Origin of the sequence: Cardiobacterium hominis, assembly GCF_900637305.1 — a bacterium.
GTDB classification, from domain to species: Bacteria; Pseudomonadota; Gammaproteobacteria; order Cardiobacteriales; family Cardiobacteriaceae; genus Cardiobacterium; species Cardiobacterium hominis.
In genome coordinates this window covers 538,786-562,151 of the sequence record NZ_LR134365.1, presented here as the reverse complement: position 1 = coordinate 562,151, position 23,366 = coordinate 538,786, and the positions used below count along the sequence as shown (strand labels likewise).

20 protein-coding genes and 1 pseudogene are annotated in these 23,366 nt (G+C 57.2%); 8 read left to right on the top strand and 13 right to left on the bottom strand.

Translation table 11 applies throughout. The annotated features are described in order from the left end of the window. Positions 1 to 15: 15 nt before the first annotated feature. From EL199_RS02515 to manA, 11 genes are all read right to left on the bottom strand, one after another. Positions 16 to 1,854, bottom strand: coding sequence for a J domain-containing protein (locus tag EL199_RS02515; RefSeq protein ID WP_004140609.1), 1,839 nt, complete (start codon positions 1,852 to 1,854; stop codon positions 16 to 18). Between the two features lie 51 nt (positions 1,855 to 1,905). Then, positions 1,906 to 3,396, bottom strand: coding sequence for a tetratricopeptide repeat protein (locus EL199_RS02510; RefSeq protein ID WP_004140611.1), 1,491 nt, complete (start codon positions 3,394 to 3,396; stop codon positions 1,906 to 1,908). 87 nt (positions 3,397 to 3,483) lie between these two features. Then, a complete protein-coding gene (locus EL199_RS02505) occupies positions 3,484 to 4,965 on the bottom strand; it encodes a tetratricopeptide repeat protein (RefSeq protein ID WP_004140613.1) in 1,482 nt (493 codons plus the stop codon). Between the two features lie 135 nt (positions 4,966 to 5,100). Then, positions 5,101 to 6,753 carry a formate--tetrahydrofolate ligase gene (locus tag EL199_RS02500; protein WP_004140614.1) on the bottom strand — a complete coding sequence of 551 codons (1,653 nt, stop codon included), beginning with the start codon at positions 6,751 to 6,753 and terminating at the stop codon, positions 5,101 to 5,103. A 125-nt stretch (positions 6,754 to 6,878) separates the two neighbouring features. After that, positions 6,879 to 7,214 (bottom strand): ribosome silencing factor, encoded by a 336-nt coding sequence (gene rsfS / locus EL199_RS02495; protein ID WP_004140615.1) that lies wholly within the window; start codon positions 7,212 to 7,214, stop codon positions 6,879 to 6,881. Between the two features lie 23 nt (positions 7,215 to 7,237). Continuing rightward, entirely contained in the window at positions 7,238 to 7,918 is a 681-nt protein-coding gene (locus tag EL199_RS02490) for a cold shock and DUF1294 domain-containing protein (RefSeq protein WP_004140616.1), read from the bottom strand. Further along, positions 7,915 to 8,925, bottom strand: a complete 1,011-nt coding sequence (gene holA, locus EL199_RS02485; RefSeq protein ID WP_004140621.1) for a DNA polymerase III subunit delta — start codon at positions 8,923 to 8,925, stop codon at positions 7,915 to 7,917. Before holA ends, EL199_RS02490 begins: the two co-directional genes overlap by 4 nt. Further along, positions 8,922 to 9,401: an LPS-assembly lipoprotein LptE gene (locus EL199_RS02480; protein WP_004140622.1), complete on the bottom strand. Its 480-nt coding sequence runs from the start codon at positions 9,399 to 9,401 to the stop codon at positions 8,922 to 8,924. Before EL199_RS02480 ends, holA begins: the two co-directional genes overlap by 4 nt. Before the next feature lie 84 nt (positions 9,402 to 9,485). After that, a complete protein-coding gene (locus tag EL199_RS02475; RefSeq protein WP_004140623.1) occupies positions 9,486 to 11,189 on the bottom strand; it encodes an Hsp70 family protein in 1,704 nt (567 codons plus the stop codon). 418 nt (positions 11,190 to 11,607) lie between these two features. Next, complete coding sequence (locus tag EL199_RS02470; protein ID WP_126315970.1) at positions 11,608 to 12,576, bottom strand: IS110 family RNA-guided transposase; 969 nt, start codon at positions 12,574 to 12,576, stop codon at positions 11,608 to 11,610. A gap of 386 nt (positions 12,577 to 12,962) precedes the next feature. Next, positions 12,963 to 14,144, bottom strand: a complete 1,182-nt coding sequence (gene manA, locus EL199_RS02465; RefSeq protein WP_004140626.1) for a mannose-6-phosphate isomerase, class I — start codon at positions 14,142 to 14,144, stop codon at positions 12,963 to 12,965. A gap of 374 nt (positions 14,145 to 14,518) precedes the next feature. On the opposite strand from manA, the gene EL199_RS12780 reads away from it, so the two are divergent. The 8 genes and pseudogenes from EL199_RS12780 (at position 14,519) to EL199_RS02425 (ending at position 21,711) form a co-directional block, all read left to right on the top strand. Beyond that, positions 14,519 to 14,665 (top strand): hypothetical protein, encoded by a 147-nt coding sequence (locus EL199_RS12780; protein WP_004140627.1) that lies wholly within the window; start codon positions 14,519 to 14,521, stop codon positions 14,663 to 14,665. A gap of 104 nt (positions 14,666 to 14,769) precedes the next feature. Next, positions 14,770 to 14,991 carry a hypothetical protein gene (locus tag EL199_RS02460; RefSeq protein WP_126315969.1) on the top strand — a complete coding sequence of 74 codons (222 nt, stop codon included), beginning with the start codon at positions 14,770 to 14,772 and terminating at the stop codon, positions 14,989 to 14,991. A 644-nt stretch (positions 14,992 to 15,635) separates the two neighbouring features. Further along, positions 15,636 to 15,815 (top strand): annotated as a pseudogene (locus EL199_RS02450) (PfkB family carbohydrate kinase); the annotation flags it as partial. 412 nt (positions 15,816 to 16,227) lie between these two features. After that, a complete protein-coding gene (locus tag EL199_RS02445) occupies positions 16,228 to 16,473 on the top strand; it encodes a hypothetical protein (RefSeq protein WP_126315968.1) in 246 nt (81 codons plus the stop codon). Between the two features lie 67 nt (positions 16,474 to 16,540). Then, positions 16,541 to 16,750 carry a hypothetical protein gene (locus EL199_RS02440; protein WP_004140637.1) on the top strand — a complete coding sequence of 70 codons (210 nt, stop codon included), beginning with the start codon at positions 16,541 to 16,543 and terminating at the stop codon, positions 16,748 to 16,750. Positions 16,751 to 16,908: 158 nt separating this feature from the next. Next, a complete protein-coding gene (locus EL199_RS02435) occupies positions 16,909 to 18,171 on the top strand; it encodes an HlyD family secretion protein (protein WP_004140638.1) in 1,263 nt (420 codons plus the stop codon). Further along, positions 18,161 to 20,296, top strand: coding sequence for a peptidase domain-containing ABC transporter (locus EL199_RS02430; protein ID WP_040355064.1), 2,136 nt, complete (start codon positions 18,161 to 18,163; stop codon positions 20,294 to 20,296). Before EL199_RS02435 ends, EL199_RS02430 begins: the two co-directional genes overlap by 11 nt. Continuing rightward, positions 20,293 to 21,711 (top strand): TolC family protein, encoded by a 1,419-nt coding sequence (locus EL199_RS02425; protein WP_232008327.1) that lies wholly within the window; start codon positions 20,293 to 20,295, stop codon positions 21,709 to 21,711. The genes EL199_RS02430 and EL199_RS02425 overlap by 4 nt, the downstream gene beginning before the upstream one ends. A gap of 6 nt (positions 21,712 to 21,717) precedes the next feature. Here the strand turns inward: EL199_RS02425 and EL199_RS02420 are convergent, their stop codons facing one another. Beyond that, positions 21,718 to 22,215: a YobD family protein gene (locus tag EL199_RS02420; protein ID WP_004140645.1), complete on the bottom strand. Its 498-nt coding sequence runs from the start codon at positions 22,213 to 22,215 to the stop codon at positions 21,718 to 21,720. Positions 22,216 to 22,511: 296 nt separating this feature from the next. Further along, positions 22,512 to 23,360, bottom strand: coding sequence for a PTS mannose transporter subunit IID (locus tag EL199_RS02415; protein ID WP_004140647.1), 849 nt, complete (start codon positions 23,358 to 23,360; stop codon positions 22,512 to 22,514). Positions 23,361 to 23,366: the final 6 nt, after the last annotated feature.

The following is a 23,366-nucleotide window of genomic DNA, read 5'->3' as shown; positions in this document are numbered from 1 at the left end:
GGTAATTGCTTGGTTTTAGCCGCGCAGCGGTTCATCGTCTGCAAAGCCTTGCAAGAGCCAGGCGAGGTAGTGCAACGCCAGCAGCACGCCAAGAACGAAGACGGGCAGGTAGCCGATGCCGTGCGCGGCGCTCCATGCGCCGAGGCGATGAAGGCTCGCGCCGAGGTACAAGACGGCGGTGGTTTCTACGGCGATGGCAAAGGCGGTCAGCGGCAGCACGTCGCGCCAGCGCGGGCTATATTGGTAATAGAGGGCGAGCGCGAGCAGCGGCGCGAGGAGGAGTGCGCCGGCGCTGTAATACGGGTCGCTGTCGCCAAGGAATGCCAGCGGCGGGATGAGGACGGCGGGGGCGAGATCGAGCATGGTGCGGCGCTGTGCCGACTGGTCGGCGGGGAGACGCAGCCAGCAGAGGCCGTAAAGGCCGATGCCGAGCAGGGCGGTGATGGCGTACAGCAACGGCATGGCTTCACCATTGAGCGCGCGGGGCAACCACAGGCCAAGGCAGGCGAGCTGGATGGCGGTGGTCATCAGCGGCTGGGCGGCGTCGGGCACATCCTGCGGTTGCCAGCCGACGAGGACGGCGCGTTTCAGCGACCACAGGGTCTGGAAGAAGCGGAGGATGAACCACAGCGCGGCGAAGCCCGTCCACGGCGGCTCCGGCACGGTCAGGGTGCGGGCGATGACGGCAAGGTCTGCCAGCAGCCAGTAGGCGCCGTAGGGCAGCGGGTGGTAGGCGTGGTCGAGGGTGCGCAGCGGCGGGCTGCTGCGGTAGAGGTGGTATTTGGCCAGATCGTATTCGGGGAAGTCGCTGGTCGCCAGATAGATGTTGTAAAACAGCACGAGGAGGATCTGGACGACGCCGGCGGTGTTGCCTCCGAGACTGGCAATGCCTGCCAGCGCAAGGCTGGTGGCGACGAGCAGGCTGCGCCGGTAAAACAGTTGTCGATCAAGTCCGGGCGCGGAGGCGCTGCGCAACTGCGGCGCGAGGTCATGGTAAAGCGCCTGCCATTGGCGGTAAGCGGGGTGTTCGCGCGATGCCGTCCAGTCGCGCCAGAGGGCAAGGCGGCGGCGCCACGGGCTTTGTTGCAGCCAGTCGGCAAGCGCGGCGTAGCGCGGGGAGTGGATGAATTCCGGCGGCTGGTTCAGGGCGACGCGCGCGGCAAGGTAACGGCGGCGGTATTCCGTGTCATGGCTGCGGTGCAGCTGGTACTGTTCGCCCGCCCAGACAGTGCTGCGCGGCAGATGGTCGCGGCTGGCAAGGTGCTGGCGCAGGGCGTCAAGGTAGTCGATGCGCAGGTCGATGTGTTGCAGCGCCGCTTCGTCCGCTTGTGCTTGCAGGATGGCGAGCAGTTTGTCGTCGCTCGCGTCCTGCCATTCGCCTTGCAGGCGGGCGAGTAGCGCGGCGGGGTTTTCGCGGGCATCGGCAGGGCGGTCGTGGTACTCATGCGGCGCGGTTTCGCGTTCATGCGGCACGGGGCGCTCAAGGTAGGCAACGTTTTCCGGTTCGCGCAGGGCTTCGGTAATTTCCGCCGGCAGGGTGGCGATGTAGCCGTAATAGGCAGTATCGGGCGGGGTATGGGGTGTTTCCGCTGCTGCGGGCGGGTTCTGGTCGGCCATCGCTTCCGAAGCCGCATCCGGCGCGGCTTCTGCCGCACGGCGGCGCTGCATTTTTTTTTCGTGATGCGGGCGGATGTACGCGCGCAAACGCAGCGCTTCTTCGTAAGCGGCGCGGACGGCACGGAAGCCTTCCGGGTCGCGGTCAGGGCGGTGTTCGCGGATGCGCGCGGCGTAGGCTTTTTTGATGGCGGCTTCGTCGGAGGTGGGCGCGATGCCGAGGGTTTGCCAGCAGCTCATGGCGGCGTCGGCAGGGCTTTGCGGCTGAAGCGGTCAGGCTGGCGCATCCCCCTACGCGCCCCGCTGCTGCATCAGCTCAAGGGTGCGGCGGATTTGTATGGCCTTGGCGTGGTCGGGATAGCGGGCGAGCAGTTGTTGCAGCAGTTGTTGTGCTTTGTCGCGCTCGCCTTTTTTCGCCAGCGCCCGCGCGCTCAGGAAGTAGTTTTCGACGATGTGCGGGTGGCCGGGGTGGTGTTTGGCAAAGCCGCGGGTCAGTTTGAGCACGGTGTCATAATGTTGTTTGCCCGCCGCGGTTTGTGCCAGCGGCAGAATCCAGTCGGCTGGCAGCACGCCGTCCGGGGTTTCGTCCAGCACGTGATGGATAGCGGCGTAGCTGTGCGGGTTGCCGCTGGCAGTCGCCTCTATCAGGCGGATTTCCATGGCCTGCATGTCGTCAAGGCGGTTCTGGCGGCGGTAAAGCTGTTGCAGGCGTTTGTAGGCGGGCAGGTAGTGGTTGGTGTCGTGCAGGCCGTCGGTGTATTTTTCGAGCAGGGCGATGGCTTGTTCGTTCTCGCCCTGGCGAATGAATACATCCGCCTGCATCAATTCTTGCGCAAAGGTGCGCTGCTCTTCGGCGCTCATGTGTTCGGTATCGGCTTCGCGCAGCAGGTTGAGGTCAATCGGCGGCGCGCGGCGGTGACGCTGTGCCACACGTTCTTCTTCCGCCTTGAGGCGGTTGAGTTCGGCAAGCAGGGCGTCGTCCATGTTGATGTGGGCGAGTTCGCTGTCGTCGATGTCGAGCTTGGCGGGGTCAATGGTTTCGGCGGGCGGCGGGTAGAACCAGGAGAAGTAAAGCAACGGCAGCGCCAGCAGGGCGGCAAAAATGAGGCCGCGCAGTATGATGACGATGTACACAATGACTGGCGCGCCATAGGCGCCGCTCGTGCTGTTGTAAAGGTTTAGCGCTTTCGCCGGGAGAATGAGGCGGGCAAACAGGATGTAGATGACGAGGATGAGCAGCGCAAACAGGAAGGGAACGAGCAGCGCGATAAGATAGCGGCCGATGCCGATGTCGTGAATGGCACGCTTCCACGCGGCGGGGTTGAAAACCGCGCGCAGCCCCTCGCCTTGCAGCAGGCCGAGGACGATGGCAGGGGCGAGCGCGTAGAGGAGGACGGACGCCGTCTTGAAGGCAAACGCGCGGCTTTCGCCTTCCAGTGGCAGCTGGATGAAGTAGATGATGACGCCGTAGAAGATGACGGTGATGACCGCTTCAATGGCGACGCTTTTCGGCAGTTTGCTCAGCACGTCCAGCGGTACCGGCTCGGCTTCCAGCCCCAGGATGAGCCGCTGGATGCTGTCCAGCATTTTGCAGGCGAAAACGGCAATCAGCGCAAAAGCGGCGAACCAGATGAACATGCCCACGCCCGCAAGCCCCTCATCACCCAGCAGGCGCAGGGCGATAAAGACGGCGGCAAGCGCGCCGCAATAAAGCAGGTTGCCGGGGCGGAACAGGTATTGCAGGCTGCGTTGCAAATAGCCCAAGGCGGTGTTGTCGTGCATGGAAAATCCTTTTGTGTTGTTTTTCAGTAGATTGTTTTGGTGGTAACAATGCGTTAAAGATAAGCGCGATGTATGCCAAGCAGCAGCTCAGGTTTTTTCCTGTAACAGTTTGAGCGTGTGGCGTATTTGCGCCGCCTTGGCATGGTCAGGGAAACGGGTGAGCATCTGTTGCAGCAGTTGCTGCGCCTTGTCCACCGCGCCGATTTTCGCCAGCGCACGCGCAGCAAGAATATAGTTATCAATCAGTTGCGGATGTTCGGGGTGATTCTTCGCAAACTGGCGGGTAATGGCGAGCACCGTTTTGTAGTGCTGCTGCCGCGCGGCAAATTGCGCCAGCGGCAGTACGCTGTCAGCGGGTAATGTCGCCGGATCAATGCTTTCCAGCTCCGGACGGATGAGGTCAAAACTCGGCTGATGCCCGCGCGCGGCAGCGGCAATAAGGCGGTGCAGCAAGTCGTACTGCGGCTTTAGCGCGTAAATACGCTGATAGGCGGGGAAATAGGCGGCCGCATCGTGGTTTTCATCGGCGAACGGCGCGAGTAACGCGAGTCCGGCGTCGATTTTGTTGCTGGTCAGCAGCGCATCGGCGCGGGCGAGGGCGAGGGCAAAGGCTTTTTGCGTTTCAATGCCCATGTTGCTGGTGTCCGCGTCAGTAAGCAGGCTGAAATCGGGCAGGGGTTCGGCGGCTTTCTTTTCTGCTTGGGGCGCAGCGCTTACGCCATGTTCAGCAAGCGTCGCGGTTATCCCTTCGCGGTCAGAGATATCCATGCCGTATTCGCCGTCTTCATCATCTTCGCGCGGGAAAAAGGTGGCATAGAAATGGTGGTTGAAAAAGGCGAGCAGCATAATGCTCAAGCTGGAAATGAAGCTGTAAATATAAAACACCATTGGCAGGGAAAAGGACTTTTTACCAGAGAATGCCTGTTCAAGAAGATTTCCTACCAGGTTCTGTTGCAAAGCAGGCTCTAGCCAAAAATGGGTAACGCCCCACCAAATCAGGAAAGTAATACCGGCAATCAGCAAAGCCACAATGTAATTCACCGTGCCAATTTCAGAGATGGCGTGAGCTAATGGGCGGCTGGAAAATGCAGCACCTGCGGTTTCTGTCTCCAGCATGGCGAGCAGCATTGCTGGTGTCAGGGGAAACAATACGATAATAAATGCGCCAAATACGATTTGGTTACTGATGATATTGCCCAGGATGGCAGCAATAATGCCTGTTACGAAACCAAACAGCATAATGATGCCTGTGTAACGGAGCGGCAAACTAAGACTCACAACGCTGACCGGATTTAATGAAATTTCTTCATTATCCAAGCCTAAGCGCAAGCGGCCGGTATTATCCAGTACTTTGCATATTAGAATGACCCCCGCGACCATTTGAACCAGCATTGCAAAAAGACTCGGTGTGAGTTCTTGTCTGGTAACGGCTTGCTCAAGCATATGGCTGGCATTGATATTCATGCTGATACTAAGAATGACGGCGATACCTACGATATAAATGAGATTGCCGGATTTGAAAGTGAATCGCAGCGCACGCTGGAGGTTGGCGAGGATATTGTCGTTCATGGAGACTCCTTTCGGTGAGATGAATCTGGAGGCAGTTTACAGGGTTTCAGGCGGATAGTGATACACGCAAAGTGCTGTTCTAAAAGATTAAGGATAAAAAACGCGCCGGGTGGCGCGTTTTTTGTGGCAGGGCGGTCAGAACAGGCCGCTGATGTTGCCGTCTTTATCAACGTCGATGTTGTTGGAGGCGGGCGCTTTCGGCAGCCCCGGCATTTTCATGATGGCGCCGGTGATGGCGATGACAAATCCCGCACCGGCGGCAATCTGCACTTCGCGGATGTTTAGCGTGAAGCCTTGCGGGCAGCCGAGCGCTTTCGGGTCGTCCGAGAGCGAGTATTGGGTTTTCGCCATGCAGACGGGCAGGTTGCCGTAGCCCAGTTTTTCCAAATCCTGCAAGGTTTTGCGTGCGTCGTCGCTCAAGGCAATGTCCGCTGCGCCGTAGAGTTTCTGCGCGATGGTGCGGATTTTTTCGGTAAGCGGCAGGTCGTCCGGATAAAGCGGCGCGCAGCGGCTTGCGCCCTGCTCGCAGGTGTCGATGACTGCGCGGGCGAGCGCTTCGCCGCCTTTGCCGCCATGCGCCCACACTTCGCACAGGGCGATTTTCACGCCGCGTTCGGCGCAGGTTTTTTCGATGAGCGCCAGTTCGGCGTCGCTGTCGCTCTGGAAGCGGTTGATGGCGACGACGACCGGCAGGCCGAAGGCGTTTTTCAGGTTGTCGATGTGTTTGAGCAGGTTGGGCAGGCCTTTTTCCAGCGCGGCGACGTTTTCCGTGCCGAGCGCGTCTTTGGCGACGCCGCCGTTGTATTTCAGCGCGCGCACGGTGGCGACGATGACGGCGCAGTCGGGTTTGAGTCCGCCCTTGCGACTCTTGATGTCGATGAATTTTTCCGCGCCAAGGTCTGCGCCAAAGCCCGCTTCGGTGACGGCGTAATCGCCAAGCGCCAAGGCGCTGCGGGTGGCGATGAGACTGTTGCAGCCGTGCGCGATGTTGGCAAAGGGGCCGCCGTGCACCAGCGCCGGCGTGCCTTCGATGGTTTGCACCAGGTTCGGCTTGATGGCGTCTTTCAAAAGCGCCGCCATCGCGCCTTGCGCTTGCAGGTCGCGGGCGTACACCGGTTCGCCGCGGCGGTTCCAGGCGACGATCATCGCGCCGAGGCGTTCTTTCAGGTCGGCAAGATCGCGCGCGAGGCAGAAGGCGGCCATGACTTCGCTCGCCACGGTGATGTCAAAGCCATCCGGGCGCAAGGTGCCGTCCACGGTTTTGCCGAGGCCGCTGATGATGTGGCGCAGTTGGCGGTCGTTCATATCGACCGCGCGTCGCCAAGTGATGCGTTTCGGGTCGATGTCGAGCGCGTTGCCGTGGTGGATGTGGTTGTCGATGAGCGCGGCGAGGAGGTTGTTGGCCGCGCCGATGGCGTGGAAATCGCCGGTAAAGTGCAGGTTGATGTCTTCCATCGGCAGCACTTGCGCGTAACCGCCGCCCGCAGCGCCCCCTTTGATGCCGAAAACGGGGCCGAGCGAGGGCTCGCGCAGGGCGATGACGGTGCGCTTGCCGAGGCGGTTCAGCGCATCGGCGAGGCCGATGGTAACGGTGGTTTTGCCTTCGCCCGCGGGGGTGGGGTTGATGGCGGTAACGAGGACGAGTTTGCCGGGCGTGCCGCTTTGCGGCGGGATTTTCGCCTTGTATTTGCCGTAGTGTTCCAGCTGGTCTTCAGGGATGCCGATTTTGGCGGCGATAGCGCTGATGGGCTGCATGGTGGCCTGACGGGCGATATCTGCGTCGGTCATGGGATGCTCCGGTTGTGGGGGGAGCAGGGATTGTAAGCTGTGCTTAGGGTTGTGGGAAGGCGTCAGGCGGTTTTTTTGCGGCAGACGAGCAGGCGCTTACGGCTAACTGCCCCTACGATGTCGCTTTAGGCGCGTGTCGGCGGCAGCGACCACAGTTTTTCCAGCGCGTAGAGTTCGCGGGTCTCCGGGCGCATGAGGTGGACGATGATGTCGCCCAGATCGACCAGTACCCAATCGCGGCTGTCTTCACCTTCGATGCCAAGCGGCGGATGGCCTGCGGCTTTGCTGTCGTCGTGGATTTTGCCGGCGAGCGCGTGCAGGTGGCGGTCGGAGGTGCCGCTGGCGACGATCATGTAGTCGGCGATGTCGGTTTTGCCGGCAAGTTCGATGGTCTGGATGTTCACCGCTTTGAGGTCTTCAAGGCTGGCGAGGACGAGGGTTTTGAGTTCGTTGGCGTTCATGGGGTTCCTGGGATGTGTTCGGGTTAGAAGTTGACCAGCGGGCTGTACGGCGGCAGGTAGGCGATGAGGGTGTAGAGGATGCCGAAGTTGGCGACGATGCTTGCCCAGAAGAAGCCGCGGAAGCGTTTTTGGTTGAGTTTGTGGCGCAGAAGCGGGCGGGCAATGAGCGCGCCCGGCCAGCCGCCCAAGAGGCTTGCCAGATGCAGCGCGCTGTTGGGGATGCGCTGTGTGCCTTGTTCGGCGGCGCGTTTGTCGTAGCGGTAGAGCGCCACGGTCAGTACGCTGATGATGGCACTGCCGATGGCAAGCGGGATGGAGATGAGGGTCAGGCCGAGGAAGTAGAGGACGTCAAGGAAGGCGTAGAGGTAGCCTTCGAGTTTTTTCGGCTGGCTGTTTTCGGCGATGTCGTAGATGCCTTCTTCCATGATGGCTTGTTCGTGTTCGCGCAGGAGGACGCGGCTTGCCTGCCAGCCGCCTTTTTGTCCGGGAACGGCAAGGACGGTAACGGCGGTGTCGGCGGCGGGGCGGCGGTGGTGGTAGGCGAAGGTGCTGATGTGGAAGAACAGGTTTTCGTGACCGGGCATGAGCTGGATGAAGCCGTAGCCTTTTTCGTCATTCCAGTTGATGATGCGTCCTTGGTAGGGGCGGCCGGTTTCCAGCTCTAGCGGAATGCGCCGTTTTTTGCGCGGGGGTACGTAGCTCATGCGGGTTGTCGTTGTTGGTTGTTTATTAGGTGTTGTTTCAGGGTCTGCCAGTAGTCGCCGGGTTCGGCGCCTTTGGTGATGCGGTCGAGTTTGGCAGCCAGGCGCAGTTGCAGGCGCAGCGCGCCCGGCGGGTGTTTGGCAAGCGCCGTCTGGTAGCGGCGCTGTTGGCTGTCGTAGATGTTGTATTGTTTGTAGAGCGCGCCGTGGCTGTTTTGTGCTTCGTTGTGCAGGCCGATGAGCAGGCTGGCATCGCGCTGCAAGAGCCAGGTGATGAGGGTGGTATCGCGCGGGTTCTCCGCTTGCAGGCGGGCGGCGATGCGGTGCGCTTTCGGCCAGTCGGCGCCGAGGATGGCGTCGCTCAGGGCAAAGGTGTTGAATTGGGAGAAGTCGTCCAGCAGTTCGGTGAGCAGGGTGTCGTCAATGATGTTTTGTGCCTGCGGGTGGATGGTGAGGCGCTCGATTGCCTGTTTGGCGGCAAAGAGGTTGCCCTGGCAGTTGGCGACGAGCAGTTCGTAGGCGGCTTCGGTCAGGCGCAGTTTGGCCGCTTGCAGGCGTTGTGCGATTTGTTTGGCAAATTGGGGCGGGTAGAGCGCCGCGCTTGCAATGGCGAGGTTGCCTTGGCTGAAGAGTGCTTTGTACCAAGCGGTGGTGTGCGGTTTGTCGAGGTTGGGCGCGAAAATGATGAGGCGGCTGTTTTCCAGGCGCAGTTCGGCGAGGCGGCGCAGGATGTCGCTGGTCGCCTTGTCGGTTTTTTTGGCGTCCAGGTGGAGTTCGAGCAGGCGCTTCGGTGCAAAGAGCGACGGGGTTTCGAGTTCCTGGATGAGGCTGTCGATGCGGCTGTCGCCGTAGAGGCGCTGGCGTTCGTCGTAACCGTCGGCAAGGGCGCGGGCGCGGGCGGCGTCCAGGGCTTCGCTGTTAAGCAGCGCTTCGCTACCGTAGATGAGGGTGACGGCAGGCAGCGGGTGTTGTTTCAGGTAGTGGGCGGTGTCTTGCGCGGCGAGGTTCATCGGATACGAGCGTTCATGTAGCGGATGAGTTTGTCGGCGTTGTCGCGCGCAAGCTGTTGGTGCGCCTCGATTTCTTCTTGGCTGCTGCCGAGGTAGGTGTCGCTGCGGTAGCGCACGTTGCTGCGGCTGCTGAAGGTTTGTTCGCCAAGGGCGGTGCCGTTGTGTTCGAGGCGGGCGTGGATGCTGTCGATAAGTTCGATTTCCTGGGTGTCGCCTGTGCCGCCGATGGCGGTGCGCACGCGCTGGCGGTCGGTCGGGTCAAGCTGGACGCGCAGCGGCGCTCCGGCGCGCAGGGTGATGTTTTGTTGTTGTAGTGCGGCTTTGAGTGCGCTGTCGAGTTCGCCATCGACGCCGTTCGGCCAGTCCAGTTGCAGTTCGCGCAGGCGGTTGTCGCCGCGTGCGGTGCCTTTGAGGTGAAATCCGCAGGCAACGAGCAGCAATGGGGTGAGCGCGAGGGCGAGGTGGCGTCGTTTCATGGTGGTGGGATGGTTTCAGATGTGTGAATTGTAACAGATTTGTCAGGATACGACGGGCAGACGGGACGCGGCGCGCCCTTCCGCTCAATCCCACGGCGCGTCGTCCATGTGGTTGAGGTAGTCCTGCAATTCTTGCGCGGCTTCGCGGATGAGGCGCTTGTCCTGGCTGTCCAGCGCGGCGGTGAAGATGGCGATGCGGTGGCCGATGGCTTGTCGTTCGTCGCCAAGGCGCTGGGTGTAGAGGCGCTCGGCGCGAGCCAGCAGGGTGCGGTTTTCGGTCTGCTCGCGCGGGTGGATTTTCAGCGCCGCCAGTTTTTCGTGCGCTGCCTGAAGCGCCGCTTCGTCGAGGTTTTTGCCGCTGTTGTGGATGGTGAGCTGGCGCGTGCTGCCGTCGGCGGGCAGGTGTACGTCCACTTCCAAAAGACCGCTGACGTCGTAGGTGAAGCGCACTTCCGCCGGCATGTATTCGGGGTCGCTGTAGTCCGGCAACGGGATTTCGATTTCGCCGAGGTAGATGTTGTCGCGCACGAGGCGCGCTTCGCCCTGGTAGATTTTGAAGAGCAGCGCGCTTTGGTTGGTCTGCACCGGGTAGTAGGTTTCCATGCGGCTGACCGGAATGACGGTGTTGCGCTCGATTATCGGGCTGAAGATGCCGCTTTCGTAGCGGTCTTGCCCGGTCTGGATGCTGGTTTCGACGCCGAGCGAGTAGGGGGCGACGTCGGTCATCACCACTTCTTCCAGCGCCTGGTCTTGTGCGACCAACCCTGCCTGGATGGCGGCGCCGATGGCGATGGTTTCGTCCGGGTTGAGGCCTGTCGTCGGGAAGCGGCCAAAGAGGCGCGCCATGGTTTTGCGCAGCACCGGCATGCGCGTCGCGCCGCCGACGAGGATGATGTCGTTCAGGCTGGCGGCGCGCACGCCCGCATCGCGCAGGGTTTGTTCGATGGGGATGCGGCAGCGCTCCAGCAACGGTTCGCAGCGTTTTTCCCAGTCGGCGACGGTAATGCGCCATTCGAGCGGTGCGCCGTGGTGATTCACCTGCATGCTGGTGTCGCCGCTGCCGAGCGCCTGTTTGGCGCGTTCTGCCGCGGCGTAGAGCGGACCTTGGCTGTCTGCGAGGTTAATGGCGCGGTGCGCGGTGGCAAAGCCCTGGATGAGCAGTTCGGTGAAGTCTTCGCCGCCGAGCATGTTGTCGCCCGCGCTGGCGCGCACTTCCATGATGCCGGCGTACATGTCGAGCAGGGTGACGTCGAAGGTGCCGCCGCCGAGGTCAAGCACGAGGAATTTTTGGTCGTCGCCGCCCTGGTGCAGCCCGTAGGCCATTGCCGCCGCGGTCGGTTCGTTGAGCAGGCGTTGCACGTGTAACCCCGCCAGTTCGGCGGCGTGGCGCGTCGCCTTGCGCTGGGTGTCGTTGAAGTAGGCGGGCACGGTGATGACCGCCTCGCGCACCGTCATGCCCAGCGCCGCTTCGGCGTCGGCCTTGAGCGCACGCAGGACGAGGGCGGAGAGTTCTTCTGGGCTGTATTCGTGGCCTTTGCCGAGGCGGTAACGTTTGCTGCTGCCCATGTAGCGCTTGAAGGCGGCGGCAGTGGCGAGCGGGTGCGAGACGAGGCGTTCGCGCGCGGCCTGGCCGACGAGGATGGCGCCGTCGTTATCCACGCTGACCACCGACGGGGTGAGGACGCTGCCCAAGGCGTTCTTGATGAGTTGCGCCTTGCCGTCGTGCCAGTAGGCGACGAGGCTGTTGGTGGTGCCGAGGTCGATGCCGAGGATGGGGGCGGTGTTCATGGGTAGCTCCGTGCGGGGGAAAGCGGCGGATTATAGCGCCGTGAATAGTCTTTTATATACGCCACGAACGCCTGGATGCATTAGAGCGTGTTGACAATTCGACGAACGAGCCACTCTCTCGCTACGCGAGCAATGCTTGTCCCTCTGGGACTGGAACAACTCGCGTAGCGAAAGAGGGGTTGGGGTGAGGGCAGCAATCAATTGAAAAACAGGAATTTTGGCTCATCAATGATTGCTCACCCCCTCCCCGGGTTCCCATGAAAAAGGCGTCCGCCTTTTTCATGGGGAGCCCTGACCCTCCCCCGGGCCCCATGCAAAATGCGGACGCATTTTGCATGGGTACCCGCCCGCTGCGGGCTTCGCCCTGCAGTCAACTGTGTTTCTCCGACCCGTCGGTCGGGGAAACCAAACTCGGTAGTTATGCGCTTTGTGACTCGCTTTCCTCCGTTTCTTTAAGGCTTGCGAGATAGTCCCGCATCCGCGCGTTCAGTATGCGCAGCAGTTTGTGCATGCAGGCGTTTAGCGCTACCTTGAACGCCTTACCCCTGCTCATCAGCTTCTCGTAAAACGCCTTGATCTTCGGCTCACTGCGCGTCGCCGTCAGCGCTGCCATGTATAGCGCGTTTCGCACCACCATCCTGCCGCCGACGCAGCCGCTTTTCTTTTCTTTCTCGCCGCTTTGGCGTGGCGGTGGCACGACTCCCACCAACAGCGCCGCGCGTTTGTGTGGCACTTTGCCCAACTCCGGCAACATCGACAGTAAGGTGGCGCAGGTTATTCTGCCTACTCCTTTCATTTCACTGAGTATCTCGCCTTTGCCGTTAAATCCGCCGCGGTTGCTTTGGTCGATTTCTTTGTCCAACGCGGCTATCAGCTCGCCCAGGTGTTTAATCATCGCGACCACGCTCGCTTTTTGGCTGGCATGGGTTTGTTCGAGGCGGTTTTTCTCCATTTTGCGCATCTCAACCAGCTGGCTGCGACGCTTGACCAATGCTTCAAGCGCCAGCGCTTCTTCGCTCGGCGGGGCATAACACATGTCGTCGGCCATCTTTCTGCTATCCAATGCCTGGGCGTAATCTGCCAGCATCTTGGCGTCGAGGTGGTCAGTTTTGCCTAGCGAGAAGCTCGCGGCATATTGGTGGGTGCGCTGCGGGTTGGCAATGACAACACGTATGTCAGCCGCGTGTAGCGCGTTGGCTAATGGCACTTCCAGCCCGCCGGTGCTTTCGAGTACGACAAGGTCAACGTTGTGTTTTTGCAGGTACTCAACCGCTTTGGCGTGGCCTTTGGGCGTGTTCGCCTCGGTCTTGGTCTTGTCTTGGCCATAGATGCCGATGACGAAGTTTTTCTTGGCGACATCAATGCCGCCGTAGTTTTTGGGGTTCATCAAGAAACCTTCCTTGCATTCGGTTGTGTGTTTCAACTGTTCGGTTGTGTTGATGATGGCTGCCCGCTCGCGGACTGCAGGTCGGATGTGGTAATCCAAGGGGAGGAACTGAGGCGGGCGGCCTGTTTGGTTGACAGGCTACATCGGTTCGATATGCTCGGTTGTGTGTTTCAACTGTTCGGTTGTGTTGATGATGGCTGCCCGCTCGCGGACTGCAGGTCGGATGTGGTAATCCAAGGGGAGGGACTGAGGCGGGCAGCCTGTTTGGTTGACATGCTACATCGGTTCGATATGCAAGGCGGGCAGCCTGTTTGGTTGACATGCTACATCGGTTCGATATGCAAGGGGAGGGGGATGTCTCAATTGTCAACACCTAGCAGTCGCGGTCAGTGATTGCTGGCGATGACCACGTAGGCCTGTCCGTGCGCGGCAAGTTCGCAGCGGCTGTTCGGGGTGAGGAAGGCCGCTTCGCCGCTTTGCAGTTCGAGGGTCTGTTCGCCTTCGCGCAGGCGCAGTTTGTCTTCGAGGTTCAGCACGATGGTCGCCTCGCTGCTTTGTAACAGCAGTTGTTCGCCTTGCGGCAGGCGGGTGGTGGCGAGGGTGTAGTCGTCCACCGGCGCGGGGTAGGTGTAGGGCGCGCTGCCCGCGGGCGGTGGGATGATGGCCGGGCGTACCGGGTCGGTATCGACGATGTGCAAGAGTTCGGCAAGGTCAATGTGTTTCGGGGTGAGGCCGGCGCGCAGGACGTTGTTGGATGCCGCCATCAGCTCGATGTTCTGCCCGCGCAGGTAGGCGTGCGGCAGGCGCGCGCGCTGGAAGATGCCTTCGCCGTTTTGCATGTGGACGATATTCATCAGGTAGAAGGAGAGCAGGCCGTGGTCGGGGTGCAGCGGGTCGATGCGCATCAGGCGCATGGTTTCGTGCAGCCAGTAGTCGGGGTTGTCGCAGGGTGTTTTCGGCGCGGGCGCGTCCAGAAGCGGCTTGAGCCAGGTGGTGACGGTGCTGCGCGGGATTTGCATGATGTGGGTGTAGGCTTCTTTCAGGCCGCGCGCGCGGATGAGATGGGCAATGGTGGCGAGGCTCGGGCGGCTGGCGAGGCGTTCTTCGATGACTTCCAGCGGGGCGAAGCCGTGCAGCAGCCAGAAGTCGCCCAGCGCGATCATGCTTTCCGGTTTGTGGTTGTCGTCGGGGTAGTTGCGGTTCGCGGCACCCTGGCTGATGCCCGCCGCTTCTTCGCGCGCGTAACCCGCTTCCGCCTGCGTCTTGTCCGGGTGTACCTGAATGGAGAGTGGCAGGCGCACGTCGAGGATTTTCAAGAGAAAAGGCAGGCGGTCGCCGAAGCGGGCGCGCGAGGCGGGGGTAAGCGCGTGGTTCAGGTTTTTTTGCAGCCAGTCATTAAACGGCAGAGTGATGCCGTCCGCTTCGATTTGCGACGGCGCCTGCGGGTGGTCGCCAAACCACAGTTCGGCGGCAGGCAGGTTGCTCGGTTCGCGCCGCAACAGTTGCGGGATGTAGTCGTGGCCGCCCCAGGCATAGGGCTGGATGGTGCCGTGCAGTCGGTAAATCATATGGGTTGCTCCGCTCGTGGTGTATGTGTCGCTATGCTAGCGCTTTTTGTGCCGTGCGGTGAAGCGGCGGGCATATCGTCCGCATTTTGAACGGAAGCGGGGGAAGGGCAGCGTTTGTAACCTCCCGCCATAGGGTGACCGTACACGCATCAGGGTGTGTTTGTGATTCGTACACCGGGATTACGGGCGCTATGTTTGCGACAAGCACGGGAGCGGTGCGCCAAGGCGCACCCTATGGCGCAATGAAGCGGCAGACGCATTTTGTTCGGTGGGGCAAGCCCCACCCTGCGACTGCCGCCTTGATTGGTGCACAGTCGCCACCTTGACGGTAATTTGCAGACACCTTTGTTTGCACGGCCATTACGGACGCATTTGTGGAAAGCATCACCGTTTTCACAGAAAATAGCAAAAAATCGGATGCGAAACATTACGATTTGCCGGCAGCGGGCAACCCCTTGCCATTAGCGGCTTCAGCAGGTTTTGTTCATGGAAATTCATACGTGAAAAGCGGTGTTTTATGACGGTGTGTTAATGGTTTTTCTTGACGCCTTTTGCCGGGGGGGTACTATCTCCCCCGCAAGGGAACTTGCACTTTTGTTAATTAACCTTATGGAAGGTAAACACTATGAAAACTTTAACCGCTAATGAAGTTCAGACTGTATCTGGTGGCAGAATTAGAGAATTTTCTGGATTGGTTTTTCAAAGAGGTGGATATTTTAACCCAGTTCAAGGAGTTGTTTTTGCTGCTCTCAGAGAAGTGGCAAAGAAGATTGCTGAAGATCCCGGCGCTTATGGGCGCGGTGTAACAACATGGCCTCACTACTTTGGTAGAGGTCGGGCTTTTTAAATAAACTTATTTTAGGCTACGGAATGTTCTGTAGCCTATAATAAATTACTAAGGTAGAATCATGACTAGAAATAGTATAAATTATATCTTTTTAGCATTATCGTGTTTAACACCTTTTGTATTAGGGGATAGATTTTTTACTAATTCTATAGATAATCTTATTCTACATACTGCGGTTCTTTTTGTTATATATATAATATATATAATAGTAATAAAAGTCTTATATGGCACTAACTTCTTTATAAATAACTTATATACATATATCTTTCTAGCTGTGTCTATACTTCTTGGTTTATGTGCTGCGTATCTATTTAAACCGAATTTTCCAATTAATATATTGACAATGTTGTCAATATTGTTAATAGCTGTTTGTATTTATTATCCATACGCAAAAACATGGCATATTAATAAAAATAAAAAAAACAAGGATAAACTTTAATTTATATTGTTTATATATCTCTCTTCCGCCCCGAAGCCCTTGCCGCGCAACAAAACTCTGCCTTGGGGAGAATCCTTCTTTTTACGCCGCGTATTTCCACCTTTTTGGTGGCTTTTATTTGTTTTGTTACCGTCCTGCTTATTGCTTATTCTATTCGTCATTTTCGGCAGTTATACGAAAACGCATCAGAGTTGCCGGCGAGCACGTCGCGCAGGTCATCGACACTACCTCGGCAGGCGACGCCTTCAACGCTGGTTTCCTCGCCCGCTACCTGCAAGACGCCGACCCGGCGGCATGCTGCCGCGCTGGCAACCGGCTCGCCGCCATCGTCATCCAGCACAAGGGCGCGATTATCCCGGCAGAACATTGCCAGCTCGCGCGGTAAACCCCGCGTTATTGCCGGCCACGCCGCAGCTGGGCAGGGCGGTGGCATGGGAATATATATACATACACGATAGTCGCTACCCTGTATGTAAATGAAGGAGATCTCTTTGCTTGCTGATCGGCGTGTTTTCTATGGGAATATTCTCAATCTTTACCACCGATATTGTGGAAAAATAGCTATATCCACACAAAAATGACAAAAAAACGGATGCGAAACATTATATTTTCCGGCGGCGGACAATCCCTTGCCATTATTGCCTTCAGCGGTTTTCATTCATGGAAATTCATGCGGGAAAAGCGGTGTTTTATGACGGTGTGTTAATGGTTTTTCTTGACGCCTTTTGCCGGGGGGGTACTATCTCCCCCGCAAGGTAACTTGCAATTTTGTTAATCAACCTAATGGAAGGTAAACTATGAAAGAGTTAACTGTAAATGAAGTTCAGGCTGTATCTGGTGGATACAATCTTCCAGAATTAAGCATGCGAGACATAGGACTAATGACGCTTGGTGCTGCATATGGAAAATATGTTTATGAACCCGCAGATGCAGCGGTGCGCAAAGGTCTTCGTGCTTTAGGAGATTACTTAAATGAGCTTGGTATGCAACGGGTTAGAGAGCTTGAAGCAGATCCCGAAGGATTTATTCAAGCAGGTGATTAATTTTATCTAAACATACCTGTTTAAACTTATTTAACAGGTTTAAACAGGTATTCAAGGTTTAAAATATATGAAAAATAAAAAACGCCCTATTTTTCCTGCTTTACTTGCTGGCTTTTTATCTTATTTCTTATTTAGAATATTTTGGGATTATATCTACCCAAATTTGGGTGTAGAATTAAATAGAAAAGTTACTTTTATTTGTTTTTTTGCAATAGCTGCCTTAATACTATTCCTGTATAATATTAAAAGATATAGGAAAAATAAAGAAGGATGTTAAGAATCTATAATTACATTTTCATAGCCACATCATACGCTATTAGTTATTATTCCTCTTGGTAAAATTATTGGTTATTTAATTATTGTTGCCGTGATTTTTACTAGAAGATTTGATTTATAATATATTTTTCAATAAAAATAACAAAATAGAGAAAATTAATGACCCTGTTCCGCCCCGAAGCCCTTGCCGCGCAGCAGGCCTCTTCCTTGGGAAGAATCCTCCTTTTTACGCCGCGTATTTCCACCTTTTTGGTGGCTTTTATTTGTCTTGTTACCGTCCTGCTTGTTCTCTTTGTCATTTTCGGCAGTTATACGAAAAAGGCGACGGTCTATGGCGAGCTGGTGCCGGTGCAGGGCGTCATTAAAGTCTATCCGCCGCAAAGCGGGCGGGTGGAATCCATCGCGGTGCAGCACGGCGCCAAGGTGCGCAAGGGCGCGGTGCTGCTGCGCATCAACAGCGCGCTCGATACGGCAGGCGGCGACACGCAGGCGCGGGTGTTACAGGCATTGCGGGTGCAGCGGGAGACGCTTTCCGACAATTTGGCGCGCAACCGCGCGGCGCAAAAAGAATATGTGGCACAGATGGCGGCACGGCGCGACACACTGGCAGCACAGGCGGAGATGCTGGCGGCGCAGGAGAAGCTGCTTGCCAGCCGTCGCGCACTGGCGGCAAAAAACGAGGCACGCTATCAGCGGCTGATGAAGCAGGATTATGTAACGCGCGAGGCGTATGAGGGGCAGATGCAGGAGCGGCTATCGCTGGATGTGCAGTTGCAGCAGTTGAAACGCGAGCGCAATTCGGCAGAGCAGCAGTTGCTGGCGCTTGCCAATGAGGAGACGCAGCAGAATGACTCGTTTGCGCGCGAGGCGCATGAGTTGTCGCGCCAGCAAGCGCAGGTGGAAGCGCAAATCGCGGAGACGGAATCGCGGCAGGAGATTGTCTTGCGCGCGCCGCAGGATGGTATTGTCTCGGCGCTCTTGGTCGAGGTAGGGCAGCAGGCGCAGGCGGGGCAGCCGCTGCTCGCGTTGGTGCCGCAGGAAGCGCGCTATGAGGCGAATCTGTATGCGCTGAGCCACAATATGGGTTTCGTCCACCCAGGGCAGACGGTGTATCTGCGCTATGGCGCCTATCCGTATCAGAAATTCGGCCAGTATGCGGCGCAGGTGCGCGATGTGGCGAAAACCGCCGCGCCGCTCAATGAGCTGACTGATACCGCCTTCCCCGCCTTGCAAAATCAATCCGCCTACCGTATCCGCGCCGAGTTGGCGCAGGATTTTATTTTGGCGTATGGCGAGAAGCAGCCGCTGATGGCGGGAATGCAGTTTGAGGCAGATATTGTGCAGGACAGGCGGCGCATTTATGAATGGATGGTGGAGCCGCTGTTTTCGATTCGCGAGAAATGGAGTACGAATGCTGAGTAAGCTGAAACTGGGCTTTGGCCGCACGCTGCCGCTGATTTTGCAAAATGAGGCGGCGGAATGCGGCCTTGCCTGTTTGGGGATGGTGTGCGGCTTTTATGGCCGCCGCTTCGATATGCTGACGCTGCGCCAGCGCTTTAGCACGACGCTGAAAGGAGCGACGCTGGCGCATTTGATTGATATGGCAAACCGCCTGCAACTTTCCAGCCGCGCCCTGCGGCTGGATTTGCATGAGCTGCGCGAGTTGCGCCTGCCCTGCGTGCTGCACTGGAACTTGAACCATTTTGTCGTGCTGAAGGCGGTCGGCAAGCAGCATATTGTGATTCATGACCCGGCGGCGGGCGTACGCAAGGTGGGGATGGCGGAGGTGTCGCGCGCCTTCAGCGGCATCGCGCTGGAATTGTGGCCGATGGCGGATTTCGCGGAGAAGGACGAGGCGCAGCCGGTGCCGCTGAAGCGGCTAGTGGGGCGGCTGGAAGGTTTGCTGCCCGCGATTGGCAAGATTTTGCTGCTGGCGCTGTGTATTGAGGTGTTTACGCTGCTGTCGCCGCTCTATATGCAGTGGGTGCTGGATCAGGTGGTGGTCTCGAATGACCGCGATTTGCTGACGACGCTCGCCATCGGCTTTGCGTTGGTAGCAGTGTTGCGCGTTTTGACCGGTAGCCTGCGCGATTATTTGCTGATGTATGTGTCGTCCCTTGCCAGCGTGCAATGGCAAAGCAATATTTTTGCCCATTTGCTGCTCTTGCCGACGGCGTATTTTGAAAAGCGGCATATCGGCGATGTAGTCTCCCGCTTTCATTCGGTAGAAACGATCCAGCAAACGCTTTCTTCTTCTTTTTTCAGCACAGTGCTGGATGGCATTATGGGCATTGCGGTGATTGCGATGATGCTTCTTTATAGCTGGCAATTGTCGCTGCTTTCGTTCTTGCTGATTTTTTTGTATTTGCTGCTGCGGGTCTTTTGGTATGCGCCGCTACGCAGTGCGACAGAGGAAGGGATTGTTCATGCGGCCACGCATGACAGCAATTTTTTGGAAACCATCCGTGGCATTAAAACCATCAAGCTGTTTAACAGTCAAAACCAGCGCATGGCTTTGTGGCAAAGTCTCTTGGCCGAGAAAATCAATGCCGGATTGCGCGTCAGTAAATTGCAGCTTTTTTATGGCCTCGCCAATGGTTTGTTGTCGCGCGTCGGTAATATTTTGATTGTTTTCCTCGGCGCACAGATGATTCTTGACGGCCGCTTTAGTGTGGGCGCGTTAATGGCATTTATGTCTTATCAAGGTATGCTGGATTCTCGTATCACCCAGCTGATTAACAATTATTTTACGCTGAAGATGCTGCGCATTCGGACTTCCCGCTTGGGCGATATTGTCATGACGCAGGCGGAACATACGCCAGAAGCGATAGCGGAGGAAAGAAAGCGCCAGCCGATGCCGCTTGCCGTTTCCCATTTACGCTTCCGTTATTCTGAATATGAGCCGTATGTGATTGACGATGTTTCTTTTAGCGTACAGGCAGGCGAATCGGTCGCTATTATTGGCGCTTCTGGCTGCGGTAAAACGACGCTGCTGAATCTTTTGCTTGGTAATCTGGCAGCGGAGTCAGGAGATATTATGCTGGATGGCAAGAAATGTGCGCTGGAAGATATTATTGCTGCCCGTAACCGCATGGGCATTGTCATGCAGGATGATGTGCTCTTTTCCGGCTCGATTAACGACAATATTTCTTTTTTTGCTACTTCACCCAATCAGGAAAGAATCATTGCCAGTGCAAAATTGGCCGCTATTCATGATGAGATTGAAGTAATGCCAATGGGTTATAACACGCTAGTCGGTGATATGGGTACGGTTTTTTCTGGCGGACAAAAGCAGCGCATTTTGCTGGCGCGGGCGCTATACCGCGAGCCGGATATGCTTTTTTTGGATGAAGCCACCAGCCATCTCGATATTGCCCACGAGAATGAAGTCAATCAGGCAATTCAGCGCTTTTCTATGACGCGCATTATTATTGCGCATCGTCTGGAAACCATTTTGAGCGCTGACCGGGTGATTGTGCTGGAGCGGGGAAAGGTTGCCATGGATTTGAGCCGTGAGGCATTTTTACAAATGAGGACTGCGCCGTGATTCGTTTTTCTTTTGCAGCATTTGGCTGCTTATTTTTTCTTATCGCCTGCGAAACAGGCAGCGATGAAAGCCGCTCGCGTTGGCATGACCCTTTGGGTACACAACGGGTGATGAATGAGGCATTGCATGAATTGCCTTATGCGCCTCCCGTTTCTTGTCCGGAGCCAGACTGGCAGCATTTGGTGTTTGTGGAAAGTATTGTTAGCGGGCTTTGTCGCCATCCCGAAAGCCACGCCGCTTATGCAGAGATTGAAAAACAAGCGGCCAATTGGGGCGAAGCACAAGGCAGCTATTTGCCGACGCTGTCGCTGAATTATCGCAAGGAACGCGACCGCCGCAAAACGGCTTTCCGCGGAGAAATTCCTGCTTCCCACTTACGGCAGAATCCCGGCCGGGCGACGGCGGAATTGCAGTGGGTGTTGTTTGATTTTGGCGCACGCAATGCGCGCAGCCAACAAAACCTGAATCAGGTTAAACTGGCTACTGCAACTTATAGCCAGCAATTGCAGCAGCGCTATCGTATTATTGCCACCCATTTTATTGATTTAAATATTGAGCAACAGCGCATGGTTATTGCCAAACAGAATATGGAAGTGGCAGAAAATAGTTGGAAAAGTGCGCAGGCTCTGCATGATGAAGGCTTGGCTATTGCAGCCGATGCCGGACAGGCGCAAGTAGAATATGATGGCGCACGCTTGCAATTTTTGCAGGCAGAACGTGATCGGGATAATGCCGCGGAAGCACTCGCCGAAAGTATGGGTTATCCAGCCAATACCCCGCTCAATATTGCAGAATTACCGGAGAGTATTTCAGCACAGGCATTTGCTGATATTGAGCAGTTGGTTAATGAAACGATGGATAGCCATCCCGATATTAAAGCAGCAAAGGCACGGCTGGAAGCGACTAAAGCCAGTTTGCAAGCGGTTAAGCGATCAGGCGCTCCGCAGGTTTTTCTTTATGCCAATACGCAGCACAATGACCGGCTGCGCACAGGTAACCATCTTTCTTACCGCGAGCAGGAAAATGTGATTGGTATTGGCGTACGCTGGCCATTATTTGAGGGATATACGCGCCACTATCAGGAAAAGGAACTGTTGGCGCAGCAAGCACAGGAAGAAGCCACGCTGGAAGCATTGCAAAGCCGCCTGTCGCTGGAAGTGCGGCAGGCGTATCGTCAATTAAAAACTGCCGCAGAGAAAAGGACAATTGCCCGTAATAGTGTCGAAGCCGCCGAACTGAATTATCAAACCCGATTGGGGCAATACCGTTCGGGCGTTGGTGGTTTGACGGATTTGTTGCAGGCACAGCGCTCACTGAACACGATGCGGATTGCTTTGGCCGATGCGAATCGTGAATGGCATCAGGCGGCATTGCAGCTGTTGTTCAGTATTGGCAAGGCGTTTCCTGAAGAATAAGCCGATTTATTCACCCGCTTTTGTTGCGGAGCGGTTGATGAGGTGTTGCAGCGCTTCTTCGCCGGTGAAGAAGGCGGCGGCTTGTTCGAGGTCGTCGATGCGGGCGACCGGCAGGATGAGGTTCTGTCCGCCGGTGAGTGTCAGCACGAGTACGCCGTCTTCGGAGAGGCGCATGGCGGTGATGGCGCTGTACGGCCAGTAGCGGCCGCCGGCGGTGAAGCCGTCTTTTTTCAGCCGCCATTTGGGGTAGCGAAAGCCCGCGCCGAGGACGAGCAAGAGCAGCAGGGCAAGGGCGGCGAGGTTGGCGGGGGTACGGTCGTGGCTGATTTCGTAGTAGAACCCGGCGGCGATGATGACGGCGAGGAAAACGGCATCGGCAGCGCGGCGGCGCAGGCGTACGGCGGTGAGGGTTGCTCCGCCGCGACGGGATTGGACGGCGATGTCGTAGGTGAGGTAGGCGAGGTAGCCGAGGTTCAGAAGCCAGAGGCCGAGGGTGGTGAGCATGGGTGATTTTTGATGTTGTAGTTGTTGGTTGGGTTAGGGCGTGTTTACATTTCAGCGGATAAGCGCCTCTCCCTCTGGGACAAGCATTGCTCGCGTAGCGAGAGAGAGGTTAGGGCAGGAATAAACGAACGCCGCATGACAACATTCATTTATGCCGTCGCTACGCGACTTTTCACACCCCCTCCCCGGGTTCCCTTGAAAAAGGCGTCCGCCTTTTTCAAGGGAACTCCGACCCTCCCCCGCTTTGCAGGGGAGGGGGACTCAAATTGCAAACAGCCGCTAACCCAATCTACCGTTTAGGCGAGGATTTTCAGCCAGTAGCCGAGGATGCCGATGCCGAAAATGCCGAAGATGAGCCACAGGGCGTTCACGCCTTTGCGCAGCAGGTACATGCAGAGGAAGGTCATGCCGAGGGCAGGCAGGCCGGGCATGAGGTTATCCAGCACGTTTTGCACAGTGGTGGTCTGTGTGGTGACGACGGCGCCGTCGCGGGTGGTGATTTCCGAGATGACGTAGGGGATGTTGATGTGCGTCCATTTGTTCACCAGCGCGCCCATGACGAAGAGGCCAAGGATGGAAGCCGCTTCAGTGATTTTTTGCAGCGCACCGCCGCCCATATCGGAGACGATTTCCAGGCCTTTTTTGTAGCCGTACTGGATACCCCAGTAGCGCACGAAGAGGCGCACGGCGTTAAAGAGGACGAAGAAGAGGATGGGGCCGAGCAGGCTGCCGCTTTGCGCGATACCCGCGCCGAGGGCGGCAAAAACCGGACGCGCCGTGCCCCAGAAGATGGGGTCGCCAACACCGGCAAGCGGGCCCATGAGGCCGACTTTGACGCCGTTGATGGCGGCATCGTCAATCGGCGCACCGTTTGCCCGCTGTTCTTCCATCGCGAGGTTGACGCCAAGGATGGGCGCGGTGACAAAGGGCTGGGTGTTGTAGAACTCCAAGTGGCGCTTGATGGCGTCTTTGCGTTCCTGGCTGCCTTCTGGATAGAGGCGGCGGATGGCGGGGACGATACCGAAGCAGTAACCGAGCGCCTGCATGCGTTCGAAGTTCCAGGAGCCTTGCAGCAGGTTGGAGCGGATGAAGCAGGCGTTGAGGTCGCTTTTGGTCAGCTGGACTTTTTGGTTTTGGTTTTCCATGGGTGG

Bases quoted from the DNA above. Each gene is read 5' to 3' on its own strand.
- EL199_RS02515 (WP_004140609.1), bottom strand. From the start codon at position 1,854: ATGAGCTGCTGGCAAACCCTCGGCATCGCGCCCACCTCCGACGAAGCC.
- EL199_RS02510 (WP_004140611.1), bottom strand. From the start codon at position 3,396: ATGCACGACAACACCGCCTTGGGCTATTTGCAACGCAGCCTGCAATAC.
- EL199_RS02505 (WP_004140613.1), bottom strand. From the start codon at position 4,965: ATGAACGACAATATCCTCGCCAACCTCCAGCGTGCGCTGCGATTCACT.
- EL199_RS02500 (WP_004140614.1), bottom strand. From the start codon at position 6,753: ATGACCGACGCAGATATCGCCCGTCAGGCCACCATGCAGCCCATCAGC.
- rsfS (WP_004140615.1), bottom strand. From the start codon at position 7,214: ATGAACGCCAACGAACTCAAAACCCTCGTCCTCGCCAGCCTTGAAGAC.
- EL199_RS02490 (WP_004140616.1), bottom strand. From the start codon at position 7,918: ATGAGCTACGTACCCCCGCGCAAAAAACGGCGCATTCCGCTAGAGCTG.
- holA (WP_004140621.1), bottom strand. From the start codon at position 8,925: ATGAACCTCGCCGCGCAAGACACCGCCCACTACCTGAAACAACACCCG.
- EL199_RS02480 (WP_004140622.1), bottom strand. From the start codon at position 9,401: ATGAAACGACGCCACCTCGCCCTCGCGCTCACCCCATTGCTGCTCGTT.
- EL199_RS02475 (WP_004140623.1), bottom strand. From the start codon at position 11,189: ATGAACACCGCCCCCATCCTCGGCATCGACCTCGGCACCACCAACAGC.
- EL199_RS02470 (WP_126315970.1), bottom strand. From the start codon at position 12,576: ATGAACCCCAAAAACTACGGCGGCATTGATGTCGCCAAGAAAAACTTC.
- manA (WP_004140626.1), bottom strand. From the start codon at position 14,144: ATGATTTACCGACTGCACGGCACCATCCAGCCCTATGCCTGGGGCGGC.
- EL199_RS02460 (WP_126315969.1), top strand. From the start codon at position 14,770: ATGAAAACTTTAACCGCTAATGAAGTTCAGACTGTATCTGGTGGCAGA.
- EL199_RS02445 (WP_126315968.1), top strand. From the start codon at position 16,228: ATGAAAGAGTTAACTGTAAATGAAGTTCAGGCTGTATCTGGTGGATAC.
- EL199_RS02440 (WP_004140637.1), top strand. From the start codon at position 16,541: ATGAAAAATAAAAAACGCCCTATTTTTCCTGCTTTACTTGCTGGCTTT.
- EL199_RS02435 (WP_004140638.1), top strand. From the start codon at position 16,909: ATGACCCTGTTCCGCCCCGAAGCCCTTGCCGCGCAGCAGGCCTCTTCC.
- EL199_RS02430 (WP_040355064.1), top strand. From the start codon at position 18,161: ATGCTGAGTAAGCTGAAACTGGGCTTTGGCCGCACGCTGCCGCTGATT.
- EL199_RS02420 (WP_004140645.1), bottom strand. From the start codon at position 22,215: ATGCTCACCACCCTCGGCCTCTGGCTTCTGAACCTCGGCTACCTCGCC.
- EL199_RS02415 (WP_004140647.1), bottom strand. From the start codon at position 23,360: ATGGAAAACCAAAACCAAAAAGTCCAGCTGACCAAAAGCGACCTCAAC.